This window comes from Sphingomonas sp. 3P27F8 (assembly GCF_005502745.1).
Taxonomy (GTDB): domain Bacteria; phylum Pseudomonadota; class Alphaproteobacteria; order Sphingomonadales; family Sphingomonadaceae; genus Sphingomonas.
The window spans coordinates 23,983-39,479 of sequence record NZ_SCNL01000005.1; the positions used below are offsets into that span (position 1 = coordinate 23,983).

General features: G+C 61.4%; 11 protein-coding genes. 7 read left to right on the top strand and 4 right to left on the bottom strand.

Annotated elements, in window-relative coordinates; all coding sequences use genetic code 11:
- Positions 1-82 precede the first annotated feature (82 nt).
- The 3 genes from FFS35_RS07470 to FFS35_RS07480 all read right to left on the bottom strand — a co-directional run bounded on the left by FFS35_RS07470 (position 83) and on the right by FFS35_RS07480 (position 6,441).
- Entirely contained in the window at positions 83-2,395 is a 2,313-nt protein-coding gene (locus tag FFS35_RS07470) for a TonB-dependent receptor (RefSeq protein ID WP_171007552.1), read from the bottom strand.
- 316 nt (positions 2,396-2,711) lie between these two features.
- Positions 2,712-4,769 carry a PQQ-dependent dehydrogenase, methanol/ethanol family gene (locus FFS35_RS07475; RefSeq protein WP_137786521.1) on the bottom strand — a complete coding sequence of 686 codons (2,058 nt, stop codon included), beginning with the start codon at positions 4,767-4,769 and terminating at the stop codon, positions 2,712-2,714.
- Positions 4,770-4,848: 79 nt separating this feature from the next.
- Positions 4,849-6,441, bottom strand: a complete 1,593-nt coding sequence (locus FFS35_RS07480; protein ID WP_137786522.1) for a class I adenylate-forming enzyme family protein — start codon at positions 6,439-6,441, stop codon at positions 4,849-4,851.
- A 346-nt stretch (positions 6,442-6,787) separates the two neighbouring features.
- Here FFS35_RS07480 and FFS35_RS07485 point away from each other — a divergent pair, with 346 nt between their 5' ends.
- The 6 genes from FFS35_RS07485 (at position 6,788) to FFS35_RS07510 (ending at position 13,693) form a co-directional block, all read left to right on the top strand.
- On the top strand, positions 6,788-7,282 hold the full coding sequence (locus tag FFS35_RS07485; protein WP_137786523.1) for a MaoC family dehydratase: 495 nt from the start codon (positions 6,788-6,790) through the stop codon (positions 7,280-7,282).
- A gap of 69 nt (positions 7,283-7,351) precedes the next feature.
- A complete protein-coding gene (locus FFS35_RS07490) occupies positions 7,352-7,687 on the top strand; it encodes a cupin domain-containing protein (protein WP_137786524.1) in 336 nt (111 codons plus the stop codon).
- A 161-nt stretch (positions 7,688-7,848) separates the two neighbouring features.
- Entirely contained in the window at positions 7,849-9,423 is a 1,575-nt protein-coding gene (locus FFS35_RS07495; RefSeq protein ID WP_137786525.1) for a class I adenylate-forming enzyme family protein, read from the top strand.
- Between the two features lie 51 nt (positions 9,424-9,474).
- Complete coding sequence (locus FFS35_RS07500; RefSeq protein ID WP_137786526.1) at positions 9,475-11,571, top strand: PQQ-dependent dehydrogenase, methanol/ethanol family; 2,097 nt, start codon at positions 9,475-9,477, stop codon at positions 11,569-11,571.
- 66 nt (positions 11,572-11,637) lie between these two features.
- Positions 11,638-12,192 (top strand): NADPH-dependent FMN reductase, encoded by a 555-nt coding sequence (locus FFS35_RS07505; RefSeq protein WP_137786527.1) that lies wholly within the window; start codon positions 11,638-11,640, stop codon positions 12,190-12,192.
- Positions 12,193-12,493: 301 nt separating this feature from the next.
- Positions 12,494-13,693, top strand: a complete 1,200-nt coding sequence (locus tag FFS35_RS07510; RefSeq protein WP_137786528.1) for an LLM class flavin-dependent oxidoreductase — start codon at positions 12,494-12,496, stop codon at positions 13,691-13,693.
- Positions 13,694-13,786: 93 nt separating this feature from the next.
- Here the strand turns inward: FFS35_RS07510 and FFS35_RS07515 are convergent, their stop codons facing one another.
- Complete coding sequence (locus FFS35_RS07515) at positions 13,787-14,311, bottom strand: hypothetical protein (protein WP_249341518.1); 525 nt, start codon at positions 14,309-14,311, stop codon at positions 13,787-13,789.
- Between the two features lie 516 nt (positions 14,312-14,827).
- Here FFS35_RS07515 and FFS35_RS07520 point away from each other — a divergent pair.
- Positions 14,828-15,469, top strand: a complete 642-nt coding sequence (locus FFS35_RS07520) for a response regulator transcription factor (RefSeq protein WP_137786530.1) — start codon at positions 14,828-14,830, stop codon at positions 15,467-15,469.
- The last annotated feature ends 28 nt before the right edge of the window (positions 15,470-15,497 follow it).

The window sequence follows — 15,497 nt, forward strand, 5'->3', positions numbered from 1 at the left end:
CCCATTGGTGCGCGGGCTGGCCGGAAATGCAAAGAGAAACGCTCCCCGATGCCCGACCGGCACCAGGGAGCGTTGCCCGACATCAGAATTTGCGCGTGACCTGCAAACTGAATTCACGCGGCCTTACAATCGCATAGGTGTTCGCCCAATCGCCGAGGATCTGATAGGACGAAAGCGTGCGTACGTTTGGCGAAATGACCGCCCGCTTGTCCGCCAGATTGGTGCCGACGAGCTGCACCTGCCACTGTTGCCAGTCGAACCCGATGCTCGCGCGCAGCAGCGCATAGCCCGGCGCACTCCGCGTCGGCGAGACCGGGCTGAGGTTTGCCAGCTGGTTCACCGTCGAACTGCGATAATCGACGCCGCCCGAATAGGTCACACGCAGATCCGTGCCGTACCGGGCCTCGTAATTCAGCGTCGCCGATCCGCTATAATCAGGCGCGCCGGGCAGACGGTCGCCCTTTCGGCCATTGAGTGCATTCGGAACAATCCCGCCAGCACCATCACCCGAGGGCAGGACGAAATCCTGCGACAGCCTGGCCTTCGCCCAGGCGGCGCCGAGACTGAAGGAAAGGCCATCCAGCGGCAGTTGCCCGCTCGCTTCGAATTCCAGCCCCTTCGACGTTGCCTTGCTTCCGTTGATGACCACGGCAGTCAGCACATAGGGCGTCAACAGGTCGATCTGCGGCTTGTCCCATTTGATGTAGAAGGCATCGAACGAATAACGGATGCCAGCCACGCTACCCTTGATACCGACCTCGAAGTTGTTCGTTTTGTCGGGTGCATAGGTCAGCAGTTGCGCCGGCTCCTGCACGGGCCCCGCCGTCGGGAACGCATTGGCACCGCCACGGCGGAACCCTTGCGACCATGTGCCGTAGATCTGCGCGTTCGGCGCCACCTTGTAGGACGTGTTGACCTTGAAGATCTGACTTGTCTTCTTGAAATCGTTGGTCTGGCTGATGGGATAGAAGCTGTAGAACGAGCTTTGTGCAAGGAGCCTGCTGTCGAACGTCTGATGGAACACGCGCGCGCCGCCGGTGATCTGCCAGGCGTCGGTCGCGTGGAAGGTCAACTCGCCGTAAACGGAATAATCGCGGAATTTCTGCGTGGTATCCTGATTGTACGCCAGCTGCGTGCCCGGCAACAGCGGGACATACGTCCCACCCTGACCGATCGGCACGGTCGAGCCGCCATTGGCCGCGGCGCTCTGCACATCGGCGCCCGGATCGTAGACCTGCAATATGATGCGCCGGGTCTGCTGCTGGAAGAACGCACCGATGATATAGTCGAAGCGACCGCCGGGGTTGGATACCAGCCGTACCTCCTCGGTATACGAGCGCTCGCGATCGATGTTTGCAGTCGGCAGGACGGTGCGCGGATTTGCCGGTACGCCCGTGTAGTAGAAGGCATATGGCGATCCGAGCAGCGTGTTCGTCGAATCGTTGATGCCGGTGCCCTCTGTCTTGCCATAAGCCAGCGTGGACGAGAGTGTCGCGAACCCGACATCGTAAGACAGGTCAAGCGCGGCGAGTTGGCTGGTCCGCTCGAAAGGCTCCAGCATCGGGCTAGATCGCTGGTACGGCCCGGTCGGGGTCAATTGCACCCGCGGGTCCATGGGTGACGGGCCGCCGGCGTAGCCCGCATTGTCGAGCGGGCCACCCACGCCCTTGATCCGCGAATAGGTATAGGATGCGGTCGCGCTGAATTCCGGCGTCGGCTTCCACAGCAACGCCGCACGTGCCGAGGTGGTCCGCGAATAGTTCACATCGCGCTTGTTGAAGTAGACGGCTTTGCTGCCTGCAACGTCGGTAGGATCGGCGAGCACGGGGATGCCGGCCGCATAATCGTTGTTTGTGCGCTTCAGGATATCGAACTGGTCGATGAATCCGGGCGTGTAATCATATTTGCCGCTCACGCGCAGCGCCAGCGTCGATCCGAGCGGCAGGTTGAGCGCGCCGCCGATCGAATAGCCCACGTCCTTCGAATGGTTGACCGCCGTGCCCGATGCGGTGACGAAACCGCTGACGCTGTCGAGCCGCGGCGCTGCCGGCACGAAGCGCACCGCGCCGCTGAGCGAGCCGGCACCGTATAGCGTGCCCTGCGGGCCGCGCAGCACTTCAACCCGCTCAAGATCGAACAGCGGCAGCGAGCCGGTGACGGGAGCGTTGCCGTAATAGAAGCCGACCGGGCTCTGGAAATACCGCGCGCTGTTCACTGCCGGCTGCGAGGCATTGAGGCCTCGGATAACCGGGATCGCCGAGGCGATCGAGCGGCTGCCGCGATCCTCAATCACGAAATTCGGCACCTGCTGAGTCAGCGCGGCGACGCTGTTGATATTCGCCTTTTCCAACTGCTGCGCGCCATAGGCGGAGATGTTGAAGGGAAGCTTGCTCACCGTCTCCTCGCGACGGCTTGCCGTGACGACGATGTCGCCTGACGCCGCACCTTCCTGCGGGCTTGCGGCCGCAGGTGCCGGGGCCGCGGGCGAGGTCTGAGGATCGGCAAAAGCCTGCCCTGCGGATACCAACGCCAGAACACTTGCCCCGCCGCGAAGGAGCATGCCACCTTTCTTAAAGGCTCCCAAAATGCTTCCCTTTTCCATCATAAACCTCCCTTTGTATTTGCTTTAATCTTGTCGGTAATCTTACGACACTTCCCGGATCTAACTTCTCTATGAGTTTTGCCGGGAAGATGGTCTTGTTTAGAAATAATTACTTATCATTCTTTTTCGCGTTTCGCGCTTCGAAGCGGATATACTGCCAAAGGTTTTCCAGCTCATCATCGTCGATCTTGTCGAAACGCGGCATGGCGCGCGACGTCAGCGCCCCACCTTTCACGATGGCCCGGAAGCTCTCGCGCTGTAGCGCGGCGCTGGAACCGCGGAGATCGGGCGCGGTGCCGCCGGCGACGGCCGTGGCGCCATGACAGAAGGTGCACTGGAGATGATAAAGGATGCCACCCTTCTCGACCCGGGCCGGATCCAGCTTGATCGACGGATCATCCAGCGCCTCGGCCTTCATCATACGCGGCGGCGTCGCGGGAAGCTGCGCTTTCGCGTCGAGCGCGAATGTCAGCAAACGGCGCGGTTGCAGCCCGTAGACCCAGCCGTTCGGCCGGCCGTTCTCGCCGTACATCCCGGCCGGGCTGATAAGCAATGACACATATTGCTTGCCCTTGAACGCATAGGTGATCGGCGGCGCGGTGATGCCGAGCTTGGCATCGAACCGCCACAGTTCCTTGCCGCTCGTCGCATCCCAGGCGTGGAAGATACCATCCATATCGCCCTGAAATACAAGGCCGCCCGCTGTGGTCGCCGTGCCGCCGGCGCCTTGGAGCGGGTTCGTCCAGCGCACCTTGCCCGCCACCGGATCGTAGGCGATCAGCGCGCCCTTGCCGTCCAGCGGGTCCTTCGGATCAAATACCGAGTCGATATCGATACCGTAGATGTAGCGATTCTTCTTCACATCGACATCGGGACGCGCGCGTGTTTGCGCGGTCTCGGTGAATTTCATGCCGACCTGAAGATACGGAATATAATAGAGTCCGGTCTTCGGGTTATACGAACCGGGAATCCAGTTATGCCCGCCCGCGATCCCCGGATATATTGTTGCACTACCGCTTTCGTACCGGATGCCAGGCTTCTCCACCGGGCGCCCTGTGGCGAGATCGATACGATCCGCCCAGTTGGCCTTGCCGACCTTTTCCGCGGTAAGCAGTTTTCCGTTGCTGCGATCGATCATATAGGCGAACGCATTTGTCGGCGCCTGGATCAGCACCTTGCGATCCTGCCCCTTGAACTTAACGTCGGCCAGGATGATTTCGGTCGTCGCTTTCCAATCCCACGCTTCGCGCGGGTTATACTGATAGTGCCATTTGTATTTTCCGGTATCCGCATCGACAGCGACGACCGAAGCAAGGAAGAGGTTATCCTTCCCCGGTGGCGCGCGGAAACGCCAGTTATACGGCGCGCCATTGCCGGTGCCGATAAGGATCTGATTGAATTCGGCGTCATAGGTGATGCCGTTCCACGGCGTGCCGCCCCCGCCGTATTTCCACCATTCGCCCGCCCAGGTGCCGGCCGCCATTTTGGTGGTGTCATCCTTGTCCACCGCCGGGTTCCCCGGAACGGTGAAGAAGCGCCACAGGATCTTGCCCGTCCGCGCATCCATCGTGGTGACATAACCGCGTGCGCCGCTGTCCGCGCCGCTGTTGCCGATGATGACCTTGCCTTTGAATACGCGCGGCGCCCCGGTGCTGGTGGCTCCGTCACCGGCGATCAGGAACGGCTCGACCCACACTTCCTTGCCGGTCTTCGCATCGAGCGCGATCATCCGCCCGTCCCGGGAGGCATAATAGATCTTGCCATCCCAATAAGCCACGCCGCGATTGATATTATAGATGCGCAACGTTCGTTCAGAACTGTGCTCTACAGGAGCGGCGTCATATTCCCATTTCTGCTTCCCCGAAACGACGTCGACAGCGTAGACCTTTCCCGTACCGCCACTGAAGTACAGTGTCCCGGCGACTTCGATCGGCGTCGCCTCGAGCGAATTTTCGTCGGGAAGATCCAGCGACCAAGCCAGGCCCAGCCGTCCGACCGTCGACGCGTTGATCTGGGTCAGCGGGCTGAACCGCTTTTCCGATGGATCACCGCCATGGTCCGACCATGCTGTATCGGCTGGGACGGCGCCACCCTGCGAACAGGAGGCAAGCACAAGCGCACTGGAAAGGGCCAGGGCGCCGATACCGAGATGACGAGAAGCTTTCATCAGATCGTTTTCCATTAGATGGCAATGGGCAGGGACAAGATAGGCACCGCCGATGAATGATAGCGAGGCGGTGAGGTCGTCAGTTTTCCTGTCGGGCTTCATTCTTGAGGGCATTTTTGTCGATCTTGCCGATGGGGAGTAGCGGCATGTCGGGGCGCAGGACGATGCGTTTGGGCACCTTGTAGTTGGCGAGGCGCTCGCGACAGAAGGCGATGAGTTCTTCGGGCGAAACCTCTGCCTGCGGGAGGATGTAGGCGACGCCGACTTCCTGCCACAGCGGATCGGGGATGGAGACGACGGCGGCGGCGGCGACGGCTGGGTGCGCCTCGAGCGCGACCTCGATTTCGCGCGGATAGACGTTGTACCCGCCGGATTTGTACATTTCCTTGAGGCGGCCGACGATGCGGTAGCGGCCGTCGGGGCGCTGCAGGGCCTGGTCGCCGGTGCGGAACCATCCGTCGGCGGTGAAGGCATCGGCGGTGGCATCGGGCCTGCGCCAATAGCCGAGGAAGGTGTGGGATGAGCGGGTCTGCACCTCGCCCGGCTCGCCCTGCGGCACGATCGCGCCATCGGGGCCGACCAGCCGCACCTCGACGCCGGGCAGCGGCAGCCCGACCGAGTTCGACAGGATCTCCACATCGTCCGTCGGCGAAACATTCGTGATGACGGTGGTCGATTCCGTGAGGCCGTAATTGGTCGTCATGCGCGGGCGGATGCTGCGCAACCGCTCGATCGCCTCGCGCGGCATCGCCGCGCCGCCCCAGGCGATCAGCTCGACCGACGAGAGATCGAACCGCGCGAAATCGGGCAGCGCCAGTTGCAGGTGGAACGTGCTCGGCACCGAGGTCCAGACAGTAACCCCCTCCTCCCCGATCAGCTCGAGCGCGCGTACCGCATCGAAATGCTCCAGGAACACCAGCTTGCCGCCCGATACGAACACCGGAATGCTGACGTCCACGACGCAACCGATGTGGTTGATCGGGTAATAGTTCAGTTGCACCCGCCGGGAGACCGGCCGCTCGGCATTGTGCCGGTGCGCGGCCTGGATGACGCCGTGATGGTGCAGCAGAGCGCCTTTCGGCGCGCCGGTCGATCCCGACGTATAGACCAGCAAGCACGGATCCCGATCGCCGCAGCCAGCGCGTGCGGCGGCCAACGCCTCGCCCGATATCGCGGCGCCGGCGGCCAGGAATGATGCCATGCTCACCACGCCATGGCCAAGGCTCTCTGCGCCATCGCCAAGACCTTGCTCGAATGCGACGACATGGCGCACCGCTGGGCAGGCCTCGCGCAGAGCCGCGATATCTTCACCGTAATAACGATCGCCGACCGTGGCGCGGACCAGCATGACGCTCGGCTCGGAGTCCGTAACGACGTGCAGCAGTTCCGGCAGCCGGCATTTCGGGTTCAGCCCGACCCAGATAGCACCAATCGACGCAGTTGCCAGAAAAGCGATGAAATAATCCGGGCACGGCGTTTGCAGCGTCGCCACGCGATCACCCTTGCCGACGCCTGCCGCGAGCAACGCCCGCGCCAGCGCTTCGACCCGATCATGCACCTCGCCGAAGGTTACCCGCTGATCTTCCAGGACCAGCGCCACCTCGTCCGCGGAACGCGCGGCATGCCAGGCAGTGTAGTCGCTAATGCGGTGCAGAACGGGCGGCTGGACCATAAAATCTCTCCTGAGCCCCGAAAAACGTCGGGTATCGATGGCGCGCCCGCGATCGTCGCCGCGTTTTGCATGACATCCCGTGCGCTTGATCGTCCCGCACGACCGAACAACCGCTCAGCTATTTTCTGAGTTACCAATCAAAGACTGAGCCTGTCAACGCTTAAAATCCGGTCGATTTTCCAGCGAAAAACGCCCTGCAGACGATCGGCGGCCCTTTGAGATATGCAGTATAATGCTGTTATATATAGGTTTTCCGAAATGACACGATTTCACGCCGCGTCCAAGTCGCCAGATTGACAAGGCCCTCGTTTTCGATGCATCATTCGAAAAAATAGGAGCAGTGGTGATGGATCTTGTAAATAATGCACCAGAAACGGTGCCTGGCCTTGCGGTTGGATCGGAACTTACCTCGGATTGGGTAAAGATCGATCAGGAGTTGATCGATCTTTTCAGCCGCGCGACCCTCGACAACGATCCGATGCACGTCGATCCTGAATTCGCCGCGAAGGGTCCGTACAAGGGCACGGTGGCCTTCGGCTTCATGACGATGTCGCTGATGACCCATTTCATGCACACCGCCACGGACAACGAAGGCACCGAGGATTTCGACAAGGGATATTTCCTCAATTACGGCTTCGATCGCATGCGCCTTGTTAGCCCGGTGCGCGTCAATTCTCGCGTCCGCGGCAAGTTCACCCTCACCAGCCGCGAGCCGGACGAAAAGGGTCGCTTCACGCAAAAGTACGATTGCCTCGTCGAGATCGAGGGCGAGGATCGCCCTGCGCTCGCGGGTACCTGGCTCTCGGTTTACGTTCCCCCGTCAACCTACTCGACGCTTTAGGTTCGATCATATCCGCCGGAGACGGTGGTGCGCGGTAACGACAAAACAGACAGTGAGCAGAGGTGTTTGATGGCTGACGATCTTTGGGATATCGCTCATTTTCAGGAATCCCCGACAGCTCGTGACGCACGGGGCAACGGCAAGTCGATGTTCCGCGTGCTGATGCGCGATGAAGAGCGCCGGGTAGCATTTGCCATCAGCCGCCAGCAGCCCGGCGATTATTTCTGGGCCGAAGTGCCCTATGAGGAAATCTTCTTCGTGCACGCCGGCAAAGGTCGCGCCAGTATCGGCGGGGGCGCCTCGGTCATACTTAATCCCGGCGACTATATTGAGATCGCCAAGGGTCAAAGTTTGCGGCTCGAGGTAGATGAAGAGATCTTGAGCACGCAGACTGTACGCAGTTAGGCCGCGTGGCGGGCTGTCCATGGCAAGATCGCATGCGGGGCGTCATCGCCTTAGAAATTGAGATCGAACTGCACGCCTGACAGCTTCCTTCGCGCTTGTCCGATCGGATCAACATCGTTCCGATCGGTTTCCCTGATAGAGCAAATACAAGGTCTTTTCCGATGCCGATCCCGCCTGCGCTGCCGCGTATCAGTGATTATGCAGCACTCCATGCCAAGGAGCGGCCACAAGAGACCGCGCTGGTTTCCGGCGATCGCCGGATCAGCTTCGAGGAACTGCATGATGCGGTGGAAAGCCTTGCCAAGGCCCTGATCGCGGCGGGTGTGCAGACAGGTGACCGTGTCGCAACCCTGCAAGCCCCACGACCAGACTATTTCATCGCCTTCCTGGCAACGGTTTCGGTCGGTGCTATCTGGGTAGGCCTCAATCCGAAATATCGGTTGCAGGAACTGCTCCATGTCGTGACGGATTCGGAGCCGTGCATAATGCTCACCCGCACGGAGATCGAAGGGCGGTCGTTCGCGGCGGAGATCGACGAACTGCGCAAATCATGTCCTGCCATCCGACATGTCGTGGCATTTGCCGGCGAACCGCCGGTGGATGGCATAGAGCCGATGGCCGCGTTTCTCGAAAAGGGCGCTGCCGTATCGCAAGAAGCGCGCATCGCAGCGCGCGACTCTGCGAAGGATCGCGACCCCTGCCTGATCGTTTACACGAGCGGATCGACCGGCGCGCCGAAGGGTGCCCTGCTCCATCACCACGGCCTCGTGCGAGCGGCAGTGGTGCACAATCAAGTGTGGCCGGTCACGCCACATAATTCGCTGAATTTCTTTCCGATCAATCACGTCGGCTGCGTCGTGGACGTCAGCATTCCCGTATTTGCCTCGGGCGGCAAGCTGGTGTTCCTGGAGCATTTTGATCCGGCCACCGCACTTGAACTGATCGAGCGGGAAAACATCACCGTCTGGGGTTCGGTGCCGAGCACGTTCCACCTGCAACTGGCGCTGCCCGATTTCGCGCGGTTCGACCTGTCTGGTGTACAGATGATCGCCTGGGGCGGCGCCGCGATGCCGCGCGAGGCGATCGAACGGTTGCGAACGATTCAGCCGAACATGTCGACCAATTACGGCCTCACGGAATCGACCACCGTCATCACCTATGTATCGCCGACGGACGATGTGGAGATCCTGTCGGACTCGGTCGGGCTGCCGCTGCCCGGCGTCGAGGTGCGGCTGGTCGATCCCGATGGCGCGATCGTGCCGCAGGGCGAGCCGGGCGAGGTGCAGACCCGCTCATCCCACACCTTCCTCGGCTATTGGCGCAGGCCCGATGCCACCGCCGATGCCTTCACCGCCGACGGATGGTTCCGCACCGGCGACCAGGCCCTGCAGCGCCCCGACGGCCGCTACCGCATCGTCGGCCGCCTCAAGGAAATGTACAAATCCGGCGGGTACAACGTCTATCCGCGCGAAATCGAGGTCGCGCTCGAGGCGCACCCAGCCGTCGCCGCCGCCGCCGTCGTCTCCATCCCCGATCCACTGTGGCAGGAAGTCGGCGTCGCCTACATCCTCCCGCAGGCAGAGGTTTCGCCCGAAGAACTCATCGCCTTCTGTCGCGAGCGCCTCGCCAACTACAAGGTGCCCAAACGCATCGTCCTGCGCCCCGATATGCCGCTCCTCCCCATCGGCAAGATCGACAAAAATACCCTCAAGAATGAAGCCCGACAGGAAAACTGACGAACGAGGCGACAATCGCGGGCCTGAAATGTACCCGCGCAGGAGGGGGTGATGCCGATGCGGACGAGGTTAATGTGGCTGACGTTGACACCGGTCGCGGTTGCGCTTGCCGCCTGCGCGGACCCGGTGGGCCAGGTGCCGGCGCCCGCGGCAGGATCTTCCCTTGATACGCCGTCTGACTGGCTGGGCCACGGGCGTGACTATCAGGAAACCAGCTTCAGCCCGTTGCAGCAGATCGACAACCGGAATGTCGCCGGCCTGAAGCTTGCCTTCTCGGTCGATCTTCCGGACGAATCGCTGCTGGAGGCCACGCCGCTGGCAGTGAACGGGACGCTGTATTTTTCCGGCGGCCAAGGCAATGTATATGCCGTCGACGGCGCTACCGGCGAGATGCGGTGGACCTTCGACGCGCAGGCTGCCGATCATATGGGCCCGGACAGCCCGCGCTTCTACGGCGCCAATCGCGGCGTCGCCTATCTCGATGGAAAGGTGTTCGTCGCGACCAAGGACGCGCGGATGATCGCCATCGACGCCAAGACCGGGCAGCAATTGTGGTCCACCAGCTTCCGCGCACCCGGCACGGTGGCGACGAGCTCCGGCGCGCCGCGCGCGTTCAACAATCTCGTCATCATTGGCAACAGCGGCGCCGAATTCGGCGCGCGCGGCTATGTCACCGCGATGGATACGACGACCGGCAAGATCGTCTGGCGCTTTTTCACCGTTCCCGGCAACCCGGCAGTCGACAAGGACGAAACGACCCAGATCGCGTCGAAGACATGGTCGGGCGAATGGTGGAAATATGGCGGCGGCGGTACGCCATGGAATGGCCTGACCTACGATCGGGAGCTCGATACCGTCTACATCGGCGCGGGCAATGTCGGCCCGTATGATTACCCTCACCGGCAGGATGGCCGGAAGGATAACCTGTTCGTCAATTCGATCGTGGCGGTCGATGCCAAGACCGGGAAATACAAATGGCATTTCCAGTATAACCCATTGGAAGCATGGGACTGGAAGGCGACGTCGGAGATGATCCTGACCGATCTCACCATCGATGGCGTGCGGCGCAAGGTTGTGATGCAGACGCCCTCGAACGGCTTCCTCTACGTGATCGATCGAACCAACGGGCAATTGATCTCGGCCGGAGCGATCGGAAAGCAGAATTGGGCCGACGGGTTCGATCGCAGGACAAAGCGACCGATCGAGCGCGAAGACATCCGTTACGAAAAGGCGCCGCGGATCATGTATCCGGGGGTGTTGGGCGCGCACGACTGGCAGACCATATCGTATAACCCGCAAACCGGCCTTCTCTATATCCCCACCCATCAGATCGGCGCGAAATTCTCGCGCCCGCCCGAGGCGCTCGCGCTGGTCAAGGAGACCAAGGGCTCGTTCGCGTCGACCGGGCAAGGCGTATTGTGGGAGTTCAGCATCGATCCGAAGGATCCGCGCGACGGCAAAGGGGCGCTGGTGGCGTGGGATCCGGTTCAGCAGAAACCGCGCTGGACGGTCAATTACCCGTTCGCCTGGGCCGGTGGCACCGCCACAACCGCGGGCAATCTGGTATTCCAGGGCACGCAGGATGGATATCTGATCGCATATGATGCCTCCACCGGCCAGCAGCTCTGGCGGTATAACGTCGGTCTTGGCGTTGTAGCGGCGCCGATCGCCTATGCGGTCGGCAAGCGACAGTTCGTCGCGCTGCTCGTCGGCTGGGGCGGCGCTGCCGGCGAGGGCGGAGACTTCTTCCAGGCGGGATGGAAGTTCGGCGCCCAGCCGCGAAGGCTCGTCGTTTTCGCGCTCGATGGCAAGGCGACGTTGCCGCCGACCGCGCCACCTGACTTCAGCATGAAGCCGGTGGACGTCGCAGGACTGAAGCTCGATCCCGCGACGGTGCAACAGGGAGCACTGAATTTCGCGCTCAACTGCGGCTATTGCCACGGTGCCAACGCCAAATCGCTGGGCGGCGCCCCCGAATTGCGCGAATCCGCCGCCGCCGCTGACATGGCGACGCTCAAGATGATCGTGCAGGGTGGTGCCCTGGCATCCCGTGGTATGCCCAAATTCCACAACATGAGCGACGAGAAGCTGCAAACCATCTATCAGTATATCCGCTTCCGGGCTCGGGAAACGGTCCCGAAAGATTAGTTGGCCAAGGGCTGCCGCGGGCCTCGACCATCTGCCCACGCTTTCCAGTGTCTTAAGGAGAATTGCATGAAGATCGTGGGTGTCGGCGGCACGTTGCGTGACGGATCGTCAACCGAGCGGATCGTGGCGGCGGTGCTGGCGGCGTGCGCCGCCGCCGGGGCGGACACCGAGATGTTCGGCGGCGCACAACTGCGCGAACTGCCTCATTTCAACCCCGAGGCGCCCGAGCGCAATGCGGCAGAGCAACGCCTCACCGAGGCAGTACGCAGCGCCGATGCCATCGTGATCGGATCGCCGGGCTATCACGGCGGCGTGTCTGGCCTGGTCAAGAACGCGATCGATCTGCTGGAAGATCTGCGGACCGATTCCCGTCCCTATTTTGAAGGTCGCCCGGTGGGTCTGGTGGTGAGTGCGGCGGGATGGCAGGCCACCGGAGTGACGCTGACGGCGCTGCGCGGCATCGTCCACGCCATGCGGGGTTGGCCGACACCGCTGGGCATCGCGATAAACTCGATCGTGCAAAAGCCGTTCGCCAGCGACGGCTCGATCGCCGACCGCGAACTCGCTGCCGCGATCACGGCGCAGGCAAACCAGCTGATCGGCTTCATCACCCGCTCGTGACACATCCGGCACCATAAGCGGGGTCGTGATGTGTGCCCAAAATCCCTCTTGTGGGGCCATAATGAGACACCACGCCGTCATGGTGCGCCGATTGACCATCAGCGAGGGTCCCGTCGCTTGACAGCGCCCCGATTTAGCCGAAAGTGCTTTTTGATGCTGCACTCGAAACCGCCAGTTGGGATCGAAGCCCTGTCTCGATCACCGCCTCGCGATGAAGTACCGACAGCGTCGGCGACAGGGCGAAGCGCACACACGCGACGAATGGCAGTACCCGCTGATATCTACCGCACAGGAGAGAATTATGTCTGACAATCTCAAATTCGGTTCGTTCATTGCCCCGTATCATTCGCTAAACGAGGACGCAGGTCAGGCGATCGAACGCGACCTCGAACTTGTGGTCTATCTCGAAAAGCTCGGTTTTGACGAGGCGTGGATCGGTGAACATCATTCCGGCGGGATGGAGCTGGTTGGCAGCCCCGAACTGTTCATCGCGATCGCGGCGGAGCGCACCAAGAGCATCACGCTCGCTACCGGCGTGATCTCGCTGCCTTACCACAATCCGCTGATGACGGCGGAACGGATCAACTTCCTCGATCACGTCACCAAGGGCCGTGTCGTACTGGGCATGGGCCCAGGCTCGCTGCCTACCGACGCGCAGATGCTCAGCATTCCGGTTACCGAAAGCCGCAAGCGGATGGATGAGGCGGTCGAAGTGGTCGCGGCGTTGCTCCGCGGAGAATGGGTGACGAAGAAGACCGACTGGTTCGAGCTCAATAATGCCCATCTGCAGCTACGCCCGTATTCGCGCCCGTCGATCGAAATGGTCGTGTCAAGCGTCGCATCCCCCGGCGGATCGGTTGCGGCAGGCAAGATCGGTGGCTCGATCCTGTCGGTCGCCGCTACACAGGTCGGCGGCTTCAACACCCTTGCGTCCAACTGGGCGATCGCGGAACAGTCGGCTGCCGAGCACGGTCATACCATGGATCGCTCCAAATGGCGGCTCGCCGGCCCGATGCATATCGCCGAAACGCGCGAGCAGGCGCGCAAAGACGTTGAATTCGGCATCCAGGAGTGGGCGCGCTATTTCAGCGACGTAGCCGCACTCTCGCTCATTCCGCCGGGGGCTGATCCGGTTGAGGCGCTGATCGAATCCGGGTTCGCGGTGATCGGCACCCCGGACGATGCCATCGCGCAGATCGAGCGTCTCGAAAATCAGTCGGGCGGCTTCGGCACGTTTCTGAACTTCGATACCAACTGGGCGGATTGGGAGCAGAAGAAGCGCAGCTACGAGCTGATCGCACGTCACGTCCGCCCCCATTTCAAGAAGTCGCAGACCAATCGGTCTGCGTCATGGAACTGGGCTGCTGATCGACGCGAAGAGCTTGTGCAGCAGGTTCAGGCGTCGGTCGGTGTGCGCATCGCGCAACACGTCGCGGAAAAGGGAACGAACAATATCAATCCGGAATATCTCGCGGCGATGGGCGTCAAGACCGATAGCTGATCTCTCCTGAAGGCCGGAATGCGGGCGCCGCGAAACTGGGCGCCCGCAGTTTTCCAGTGTCGGCGGCCGCATCTGGTCAGTTAAAGTACGGCCTCAGCCGGTGATGGCAGAGGGAGTGGTCCAGTTCAGGATCGCGCCGATAACTTCATCGGTGCCTTGCGGTAACAGCGCCTCGGGATAAAGAACCTTCATCCAGATTGTCGCGACGACGTCTGCGATTACCTCTTCCGCCGGGCCGACGCGATCGACGATCGACCGAAGCTCGGCGTCAGGATGTATGTAATATCGCCGAATGAGGTCATCCAGCATCGCACTGACGGAAAAGGTGTAAAGTACCGCGATATCCTTGTCCTCGCGCGCACGATAACGCAGCACGCGCTCGCTCACCCGCACGACAAGCCGCATGTTGAAGCGCTGTACGTCGGGCCGGAAATTGAGGTCATCATCGCCCATCTGTACGACGCAGCGCATCATGCCCGGATTTGCGCGGACAAGTTCGGTCCAGATCAATATTGATTGGCGCAGCCGCTCGAACGGAGTTTCGCCGCGCGCACGGGGAAACTGCCGGACGCGCAGATCGATATGCGTCTGCATGAAATCCTCGAGAAATTCGAGCATGATTTCCCGAATGGCTTGGGTACGATCCTTGAAATAGAAGTAGATCGTGGATTCAGCTACGCCGGCTGCCTCGGTTGCATCAGAAAGACGCAGGGCATGATATCCGAACTCCTCTAAGCTCTTCGCCAGTCCCACCTTAAGCCGCAGCCGCGTACGATCGCTCTTCTTTTTGCCACGTGCAGCACGAACTTCCCCCTCGAGATATTTTATATAGTTAACTTCCATCTGCGCTGCCCAGAAAGGTTGGTATTAGATGGCTTTCGATGCGCAACCATTCCGTTCAAGTCAAGTTAACGCGCTGGATCGAAGGGGGCGCACCGTCTTACGGGAAGGCCGCACTACCGGGCAGTCGGCGCGGCCCCATGTCTGCGCGCCGAACGACCGCATCGAAAGGGTCGCAAAACGCAGCAGGGGAGATTATTTTCGGTGTTGGCCGCATATTCATGATGGGCTGCTCGCGGGCACGGCCGCTTGAAGCGCACTGACCGATAGACCGTCTGGAACAAGCAGGATGACGTGGAACGCATATTGATCGTTGACGATCACCCCATGGTCAGGGACGGGCTGTGCTTCATGGTCAGCTCGGGCCTGAGAGGCTATGTTCCGGTCGAGGCGTCATCGCTCAACGAGGCGATGAATGCGATCCAGCAAGATATCGAGATCGAACTCGTTCTGCTCGATCTCGATATCCCCGGATCGCGCGGCCTGTCCGGCCTGATCGAGCTTCGCCGGCGCTTTCCGTGGGTTCCGGTGGTGATCGTGTCCGCATCCCAGGAAACCGGGCTGGCGCGAAAGGCGCTATCGGCAGGCGCGGCGGGCTTCGTTTCGAAGTCGTCCCCGCGCGAGGAGATCGTAAGGGCGCTAACCGACGTGCTCGCCGGCGGCATTTACGCACCTGAAGGCGCCGATGACGGGTCGCATCCCGATGAAGAGACGGGGCAGATCGCTCGCAGGATTGCGACGCTCACCCCGCAGCAACATGTCGTGCTCCAGCTGATCGTGGCAGGCAAACTGAACAAGCAGATAGCCTATGACCTCGGCGTGTCGATCACGACCGTGAAGGCGCACGTATCCGCGATTCTGAGCAAGCTGCATGTGGTAAGCCGGACGCAGGCGGCCATGCTGGCCAGCAAATTCCACCATGGCGGCGAACCCTAGCGCATCACGGCATGGATGAGCCGCAAAT

Bases quoted from the DNA above. Each gene is read 5' to 3' on its own strand.
- FFS35_RS07475 (WP_137786521.1), bottom strand. From the start codon at position 4,769: ATGAAAGCTTCTCGTCATCTCGGTATCGGCGCCCTGGCCCTTTCCAGT.
- FFS35_RS07480 (WP_137786522.1), bottom strand. From the start codon at position 6,441: ATGGTCCAGCCGCCCGTTCTGCACCGCATTAGCGACTACACTGCCTGG.
- FFS35_RS07485 (WP_137786523.1), top strand. From the start codon at position 6,788: ATGGATCTTGTAAATAATGCACCAGAAACGGTGCCTGGCCTTGCGGTT.
- FFS35_RS07490 (WP_137786524.1), top strand. From the start codon at position 7,352: ATGGCTGACGATCTTTGGGATATCGCTCATTTTCAGGAATCCCCGACA.
- FFS35_RS07495 (WP_137786525.1), top strand. From the start codon at position 7,849: ATGCCGATCCCGCCTGCGCTGCCGCGTATCAGTGATTATGCAGCACTC.
- FFS35_RS07500 (WP_137786526.1), top strand. From the start codon at position 9,475: ATGCCGATGCGGACGAGGTTAATGTGGCTGACGTTGACACCGGTCGCG.
- FFS35_RS07505 (WP_137786527.1), top strand. From the start codon at position 11,638: ATGAAGATCGTGGGTGTCGGCGGCACGTTGCGTGACGGATCGTCAACC.
- FFS35_RS07510 (WP_137786528.1), top strand. From the start codon at position 12,494: ATGTCTGACAATCTCAAATTCGGTTCGTTCATTGCCCCGTATCATTCG.
- FFS35_RS07515 (WP_249341518.1), bottom strand. From the start codon at position 14,311: ATGCTCGAATTTCTCGAGGATTTCATGCAGACGCATATCGATCTGCGC.